This is a genomic window from Azospirillum formosense (genome assembly GCF_013340925.1).
GTDB classification, from domain to species: domain Bacteria; phylum Pseudomonadota; class Alphaproteobacteria; order Azospirillales; family Azospirillaceae; genus Azospirillum; species Azospirillum formosense.
Genome location: NZ_WHOR01000271.1, coordinates 1 through 7,703 on the forward strand (window position 1 = coordinate 1; position 7,703 = coordinate 7,703).

8 protein-coding genes, 1 tRNA gene, 1 pseudogene and 1 riboswitch are annotated in these 7,703 nt (G+C 69.9%); of the genes and pseudogenes, 8 read left to right on the forward strand and 2 right to left on the reverse strand.

The features are described from left to right. Positions 1–159 precede the first annotated feature (159 nt). Positions 160–246, forward strand: a tRNA-Leu gene (locus GBZ26_RS24485). A gap of 134 nt (positions 247–380) precedes the next feature. On the opposite strand, the gene GBZ26_RS24490 is transcribed toward GBZ26_RS24485, so the two are convergent. Continuing rightward, a complete protein-coding gene (locus GBZ26_RS24490; RefSeq protein ID WP_014199893.1) occupies positions 381–683 on the reverse strand; it encodes an STAS domain-containing protein in 303 nt (100 codons plus the stop codon). 296 nt (positions 684–979) lie between these two features. Between GBZ26_RS24490 and mgtE the strand changes: the two genes are divergently transcribed. The 7 genes from mgtE (at position 980) to GBZ26_RS24525 (ending at position 6,645) form a co-directional block, all read left to right on the forward strand. Beyond that, entirely contained in the window at positions 980–2,419 is a 1,440-nt protein-coding gene (mgtE, locus tag GBZ26_RS24495; protein WP_174441079.1) for a magnesium transporter, read from the forward strand. Between the two features lie 46 nt (positions 2,420–2,465). Continuing rightward, positions 2,466–2,569: riboswitch (TPP riboswitch) on the forward strand. A 57-nt stretch (positions 2,570–2,626) separates the two neighbouring features. Further along, positions 2,627–3,745, forward strand: coding sequence for a glycine oxidase ThiO (gene thiO, locus GBZ26_RS24500; protein WP_222070539.1), 1,119 nt, complete (start codon positions 2,627–2,629; stop codon positions 3,743–3,745). Beyond that, positions 3,742–3,951, forward strand: a complete 210-nt coding sequence (gene thiS, locus GBZ26_RS24505; protein WP_014199889.1) for a sulfur carrier protein ThiS — start codon at positions 3,742–3,744, stop codon at positions 3,949–3,951. Before thiO ends, thiS begins: the two co-directional genes overlap by 4 nt. Before the next feature lie 189 nt (positions 3,952–4,140). Next, a complete protein-coding gene (gene thiG / locus GBZ26_RS24510) occupies positions 4,141–4,911 on the forward strand; it encodes a thiazole synthase (RefSeq protein WP_014199888.1) in 771 nt (256 codons plus the stop codon). Positions 4,912–4,961: 50 nt separating this feature from the next. Continuing rightward, entirely contained in the window at positions 4,962–5,405 is a 444-nt protein-coding gene (locus GBZ26_RS24515) for a hotdog fold thioesterase (RefSeq protein WP_174441081.1), read from the forward strand. A gap of 38 nt (positions 5,406–5,443) precedes the next feature. Next, a complete protein-coding gene (locus tag GBZ26_RS24520; protein ID WP_174441082.1) occupies positions 5,444–5,917 on the forward strand; it encodes a hypothetical protein in 474 nt (157 codons plus the stop codon). A 29-nt stretch (positions 5,918–5,946) separates the two neighbouring features. Beyond that, positions 5,947–6,645: an NnrU family protein gene (locus GBZ26_RS24525; protein WP_174441083.1), complete on the forward strand. Its 699-nt coding sequence runs from the start codon at positions 5,947–5,949 to the stop codon at positions 6,643–6,645. A gap of 16 nt (positions 6,646–6,661) precedes the next feature. Here GBZ26_RS24525 and GBZ26_RS24530 read toward each other — a convergent pair. Next, positions 6,662–7,703, reverse strand: a pseudogene (locus GBZ26_RS24530) (hypothetical protein); the annotation flags it as partial.

Below are 7,703 nucleotides of genomic sequence, written 5' to 3' on the forward strand. Positions count from 1 at the left end.
GGGCGGGCGGAACGGGGGCGGTGATCTCGGTCATGCCGATGTTATGAACTTTCTTTGCAGAAAACGCGAGACGCCGCTTGATCGGCCGTTGGGGATCTGCTATTCCCCCGCTCCACCCGATGAGGGGAGCACTTCCCTTATCGGTTCTACCAGCCTTGTGCGGTCGTGGCGGAATTGGTAGACGCGCAGCGTTGAGGTCGCTGTGGCAGAAATGCCGTGGAAGTTCGAGTCTTCTCGACCGCACCATCCTCCAGCAACGGGGGATTAGGCAAACAAACGAAAAGCCCGCCGGTCCATCGGACCACAGCGGGCTTTTTCGTTTCCGGGCCTTCATTTTCAGACCGCCCCGATCGGGGCTGTCCTTTCAGGATCTGCTCTCTTCAGCGGAACTCCACATACTGGTCGAGCGCCACACGGCGCATGGTCTGCACAATGTAAGGTTGCGCATTGTGCACCGTTACCAGCCCCTTCGCGTCGCGGCAGCGGTTGGCGAGGACGAACAGCATGCCGATCGCCGCGGAGTCCAGGAACGTCATGTAACGCAGGTCCAGCCGCACCTCGGGCCGCGCGCCGATGTCCCAGTCCGCCAGCAGATCATGGAACTTGCGGCTGTCGTCGTAGGTGAAACGCCCCGACAGCATGATCCCTTCCTGACCGTCGATGTCGGTATAGGCGTACTCCATCGTCACATCCGTTGGCCGGTGGTGTCTGTTTTTCGCTGCCTGCGCGGAGAGAAAAGCCACGCGAGCATTATGGGTGCACGAATTGCGCAGCCCACGCAAGCATTGCGCGAGGGTTCAGGGAAGCCGGAACGGCCCGCCGCGCTGGACAAAATGGCGGCACACCTATATTCGGTGGGCGCCCCGGCGGGAACCCGCAAGGGCTCCCCACCAACCCGCAAACGCCGGTGCGCCATGGTCGGCCGATCGCAGGACCATGCCGTCACGCCGCATTGCCATCGTGAAGGGAGGGTGCCGCCATGCACACCGACCGCCAGGAACCGGATCGTATCCAGGACGATGTGCCGCACCCGGCCGAACGCCCCGACCCACCGCGCGAGGACGGCGAGGAGGAGCGCGCCTACGGTGTGGAGCCGGAGTTGGTGGAGGAGGTCGTCGAACAGCTGCACGCCGGTCGGCGTGACGAGCTGCGGGCCGAACTGGACCGGCTGCATCCCGCCGACGTCGCGGACCTGATCGAGCAGCTCGGCCACGACGACCGGGAGGCTCTGGTCGGCGTCCTGCGCCCTGACTTCGACGGCGAGGTGCTGAGCTACCTCAACCACGATCTGCGCGAAGAGATCGTCGAGCTGTTCGAGCCGAAGGAGCTGGCCGCCGCCGTCGCGGAGCTGGACACCGACGACGCCGTCGACGTCATCGAGGGCCTGGACGAGGACACACGGCGGGAGGTGCTGGAGAATCTGCCGGCCGCCGACCGCGCGCTGGTCCAGGAGAACCTGACCTACGACGAAGACACCGCCGGCCGCCTGATGCAGCGCGATCTGGTGGCGGTGCCGCAGTTCTGGACGGTGGGCAAGACCATCGACTATGTGCGTGCCGCCACCGACGAGCTGCCGGAGGATTTCTACGACATCTTCGTCGTTGATCCGATGCACCGGGTGGTCGGGGCGGTGCCGCTGTCGCGCCTGCTGCGCCAGAAGCGGTCGGTCCGCATCGCCGATCTGGTGACGGAGGAGGTCGACACCATCCCCGCCACCATGGACCAGGAGGAGGTGGCGAATCTGTTCCGCCAGTACGCCCTGGTCTCCGCCCCGGTGGTGGACGCCGGCGGGCGGTTGATCGGCGTCATCACCGTCGACGACGTGGTCCACATCATCGACGAGGAGGCCGAGGACGACATCGGCAAGCTGGGCGGCGTCGGCGACACCTCCATCTACCGCTCGGTTCTGGAAACCTCGCGCTCGCGCATTTCGTGGCTGGGGCTGAACCTGTTCACCGCCTTCGCGGCGGCGGGCGTCATCTCGCTGTTCGAGGCGACCATCGAGCAGATCGTGGCGCTGGCCGTGCTGATGCCGATCACCGCCTCGATGGGCGGAAACGCCGGGACCCAGACCCTGACCGTGGCGGTGCGCGCCCTGGCGACGCGCGAGCTGTCGTCCTCCAACGCGCCCCGCGTGGTGGGGAAGGAGGTTCTGGTCGGGCTGCTCAACGGCGCCGTCTTCGCCACGCTGGTGGGGGCCATCGCCGCAACGTGGTTCGAGCCGATGATCGGTCTGGTCATCGGCTGCGCCATGGTCATCAACCTGTTCGTCGCCGGCCTGTGCGGGGTGCTGATTCCCATCGGGCTCGACCGGCTGGGCGTCGATCCGGCGGTGGCGAGTTCGGTCTTCCTGACCACCATGACCGATGTCATCGGGTTCCTGTCCTTCCTGGGGCTGGCGTCGCTTTTGTTGTTGTGACCAACGAAAAGGGGCTTGCCAAAGGCGGCTCTCTTCCGGATGATCCGGGCATTGGCTGGGGTGCCGTGCGGGATGCGCTCGCGCGGCTGAGATCACACCCATCGAACCTGTCTGGATAATGCCAGCGAAGGGAGCCGCCGCATGGTATCCGCGCCCTCATTTCATTCCGATTCCGCTCTTTCCGCTTCCGGGGGACCCACCGTCGCCGTGATCGGCGCCGGGGTGATCGGCCTGTCCATCGCCTGGAGGCTGGCCGCCGCCGGCTGCCGGGTCGAGGTCTTCGACCGCGGCGCCGCCGGCCGGGGCGCCAGCCACGCCGCGGGCGGCATGCTCGCCGCCTGCGTGGAGACCGAGCCCGGCGAAGAGAGCCTCCTGCCGCTGACCCGCGCTTCCCAGGACCTGTGGCCCGCCTTCGCGGCGGCGCTGGAGGCCGCCTCCGGCATGGCGGTTGACCTGCGCACCGAAGGCACGATGGTCATCGCGCTGAACGCCGACGATGCGGCCAAGGTGCGCTTCCTGCACGAGTTCCAGACCAAGCTCGGCCTGCCGGTGGAATGGCTGAGCGGGGCGGAGGTGCGGCGGCGCGAGCCCTATCTCCAGCCGGGCGTGGCCGGCGCGCTGTTCTGCGCCGGCGACCATCAGGTCGACAACCGCAAGGTCGCCGCCGCCCTGCACGCCGCCGCCCTGCGGGCCGGTGCCGTGGTGCACGAGTACGCCGAGGTGTCCCGCATTGAGGTCCGCGGCGGCCGGGCCGTCGGCGTCCAGGTCGGGGACCGGCTGTTCGAGGCCGACCGGGTGGTCTTGGCCGCCGGGGCGTGGTCGGGCTGGATCGACGGGCTGTCTCCGGCGGTGCGGCCGCCCGTGCGCCCGGTGAAGGGCCAGATGCTCTGCCTGCGCATGGACGCCCGGCTGCCGCTGCTGCGCCATGTGGTGTGGACTCCCGGCACCTACCTGATCCCGCGGCTGGACGGGCGGCTGCTGGTCGGCGCCACGACGGAGGAGCGCGGGTTCGACGACCGGCTGACCGCCGGGGGCCAGTTCGCCCTGCTGGAAGGGGCGTGGCGCGCCCTGCCGGGTATCGCCGAGCTGCCCGTCGAGGAAGCGTGGGCCGGTTTCCGCCCCGGCACCCGCGACGACGCCCCGATCCTCGGCCTCTCGGAGGTGGAGGGGCTGGTCTACGCCACCGGACACCACCGCAACGGCATCCTGCTGACCCCGGTCACCGCCGATTCGGTGGCGCGGCTGGTCCTGACCGGGGAGGCCGATCCGGTGATCCGTCCCTTCGCGCTCGACCGTTTCGCCCAGCCGAAGGGAGCCGCGGCATGAGTGCCCGCATCCGCGTGAACGGACGGGAGGAGGACCTCGCCGCCCCCACCGTCGCCGCACTGCTCGCCGGGCGGGGAATCGCCGCGGGCACGCGCGGAGTCGCCGTCGCCCTGAACGGTGCCGTCCTGCCGTCCCGCCGCTGGGACGAGACGCCCCTGTCCGCGGGCGACGCCCTGGAGATCATCCGTCCCGTGCAGGGCGGCTGAACTTCTCGCCCGCCACGTCTCAATCCCTCTCCCGTCCCGGGAGAGGGTGCCCGCGCAGCGGGCGGGTGAGGGTCGTGCAAGGATCAAGGCGCTGATCCTCGGCGGCACCCTCACCCTTCCCACGCTTCGCGCGGGCCCCTTCCCTCTCCCGAGGCGGGAGAGGGGATATCAATCATCGAGGAAACATCCATGAACGACACGCTCACCATAGCGGGCCGTGAGTTCCGCTCGCGCCTGTTCCTCGGCACCGCCGGCTACCCGAATCAGCAGGTCATGCTTGACGCGCTGGAGGCCAGCGGCAGCGAGTTGGTCACGCTCGCCATCCGGCGCATCAGCCTGGACGGCTATTCGGAAAGCCTCGTCGACGTCATCGGCGACCGCGCCGGGCTGCTGCCCAACACCGCCGGCTGCCTGACCGCCAAGGAAGCGGTGCTGACCGCGCAGCTCGCCCGCGAGGCGCTGGGCGTGGACTGGATCAAGCTGGAGGTCATCGGCGACCGCGAGCTGCTCTACCCCGACGTCGAGGAGCTGCTGCGCGCGACCGAGGAGCTGGTGGCCGACGGCTTCACCGTTCTGCCCTATTGCAACGACGATCCGGTGACCTGCCGCAAGCTCGCCGATCTTGGGGCGGCGGCGGTGATGCCGCTGGGCGCCTTCATCGGCTCCGGCTTGGGCATCCGCAACCCTCACGCCATCGAGACGATCTGCGCGCGCAGCCCGGTGCCGGTGGTTCTGGACGCCGGGATCGGCACGGCGTCGGATGCCGCTTTGGCGATGGAGCTGGGCTGCGCCGCCGTCCTTCTGAACACCGCCGTGTCGAAGGCGCGCGATCCGGTGCGCATGGCCGCGGCGATGCGCGACGCGGTGGCGGCGGGGCGGGCGGCCCGTCTGGCCGGGCGCATGCCGAAACGTGCCTTCGCCGAGGCGTCGAGCCCGCAGCTCGGCTTGATCGGAACGTAAGGCTGGCGCAGGGTAAGGGCCGCCCGAACACAATCAGAGAGACCCGAGACGTGCCCAAGACCTTCGAACCGCGCGATCCGGACTGGGAGGCGCGCTGCCGCGCCAGCTTCGCGCTTCAGCCGATCTGCAAGACGCTGGGGATCGAACTGACGCGGCTGGAGCCCGGCTTCTGCGAGATGCGCCTGCCGTTCCGCGCCGACCTGACGCAGCAGCACGGCTTCTTCCACGCGGGCATGGTCACCACGCTGGCCGACAACGCCGGGGGCTACGCCGGCTACACGCTGATGCCGGCGGGCAGCGAGGTCCTGGCGGTGGAGTTCAAGGTCAATCTGATGGCGCCGTCCAAGGGCGAGGTGATGATCGCCCGCGCCCGCGTGTTGAAGCCGGGCCGCACCCTGACCGTCACCAGCGTCGAGATCTCGATGCTCGACGGCGGGGTGGAGAAGGACTGCGCCATCATGCAGCAGACCCTGATCTGTCTGGCCACGGCCTGACCCGTCCCAACCCCTTCCATCCGATCCAGGAGGTTCGCATGCCGCTGTCGCGTCTTTTCGGTGCCGCGTTGGTCGCGGGCGCCGCCACCATTGCGCTTGCCCAGCCGGCTTTCGCCCAGAAGAAGGAGCCGCCGGCCTGCGGCGCCGTGTCCTTCCGCGCCATCGCCCCCGGCGCGCCGGATGGCGAAACCGACGCCGGCCTCTACAAGTCCCGATTCGGCAAGATCGAGGTGAAGGCCGAGGTCAAGGGCGGGCAGGCCACCAACTACTACATGGTGCTGAACGGCAAGCGCATCGACGCGTCGGCCAACCCGCCCAAGGCCGCCGATTCCTGCCTGAAATCCAAGAGCGTCAAGCTGCCCTACCAGAAGCAGGCGGCGGGCGCCTGCACCGGCAACCGCTTCCGCGTGGTGATCGACCGCTCCGGCAAGCAGCCGGTGGCCCTGTTCTTCGGTCTGCACGGCGACGACTGGGCCTATTGCAGCGGCACGACGCTGGAAAAGGGCGCCTGACGAGAGGCTTCGCGACCGGGAGACAGCGCATGACCGGCACCATCGCCCACCTGTCCGCCGCAGGGCTGTTCCTGCTGCTGACGCATTTCGGCATTTCCAGCACGCCGCTGCGCGCGGCACTGGTCGGACGGCTGGGCGAGAAGCCCTATCTCGGCCTCTATTCGCTGGTCTCGGCGCTGGCCTTCTGGTGGCTGGTGGCGGCCTACAAGGCGGCGCCCCATGTGCCGGTGTGGCCGCCCGCCGGCGGGCTGGCCTGGGTGCCGGTCCTGCTGGTGCCGGTCGCGCTGTTCCTTCTCGTCGCCGGCCTCTCCACCCCGAACCCGACTTCGGTCGGGCAGGAGAAGCTGCTGACCGGCGACCGGGAGCCGGTCCGCGGCATCCTGCGGGTGACGCGCAACCCGTTCTTGTGGGGCGTCGGGTTGTGGGCGGTCGCCCATATGGTGCCGAACGGGGACCTCGCCTCGCTGATCCTGTTCGGCACGCTCGCCCTGCTGGCGCTGGGCGGCAGCGTCCTGATCGACGCGAAGCTGGCGCGGCGGCTGGGGGCGGCGTGGGACCGCTACGCCGCCCGCACCTCCAACCTGCCCTTCGCGGCGATCCTGACCGGGCGCCAGAGCCTCGTCTGGCGGGAGATCGGCTGGTGGCGCCCAGTGGTGGCTCTGCTGCTTTACGGCGGGCTGCTGCACCTGCACCGGATGCTGTTCGGCGTGTCGCCGCTGCCCTGGTGATGCTCCGCCGTCATGCTCAGAACGTCATGCCGCGCACCTGATCGCGCAGCGTGTTGCGGGCGGTGTCGGCCTCCTTGCGGGCGGTGGCCAGCTCGCGGGACAGGCCGTCCAGGCGGGTTTCCTGCTCGCCCATCTTGGCGATGGTCCGCTTGAACAGGTCGCTGTCGCGCGGCAGCGTGGCGAGGTTCTGGCGCAGCCGCTCCTGTTCCTTGCCGATCTCCGCCTGTTCGCGCTCCAGCTCGCCGACGCGGCGCTCCTTGTCGGCGACGGCGGCGCGCAGAGTCGCGACCTTGGCCAGGGCCTCGCGCGCCGCGGGCGGCAGCTCCGTGGAGGAGGCATAGGCCCGCACCTGCTCCGGCGACATTTCCGAGATGCCGAAGCGTTCGATCCGCGGGCGCTCCAGCGCCACCGACAGGGTCACCGTCTGGCCGGCGGGCACCGCCACCGGCAGACGGTAGGCGTCGGCCGTCAGGTCGGGAGCGGCCCCGCCCGAGGGCTGGACCAGCTCCCAGCCGGAACGCCGCGGATGCTCGACGATGACGGTGCGGTCCTCGCCCGCCGCGCCGGCGATCCGGTAGGTGGTGGTCTGGCGGTCGGTCACGGTCAACTGCAGCACCCCATCGGCCAGGGTGGCGCGGGACAGGGTGCGGCTGGGCTGTTCGGAGCGGTCCACCGTCACCGCCTGATCCACCGCGAAGCTGAGGATCCGGCTCTCGCCCGCCGGAAGGGTGGCCAGCCGCGCGTCGCCCACATAGGCGGCGGCCCCGCCCAGCCGTTCGTAGAGCGTCAGCACGCCCGGCGGCAGGCCGGTCTCGCCCGAGTCGCCGTTGCTGAGGCGCAGAGCGGCCAGCGGGTGGCGCGGCTGGGTGTTGGGCTGGTAGAGCGACAGCCGCTCCGCCGGGATGGCGCGGGCGGTGATCGGCATCATCATGGTGCCGCCGTTGGCCAGCGTCACCGGCTGCGGGTAGCGGAACAGCACCTGCGCCGTCGCCTCCGCGCTTTCGGCGGGGGTGGTCTCCGCCGCGCGCTGGGGCATCGCCCCGGCAAAGGGCGCGCTC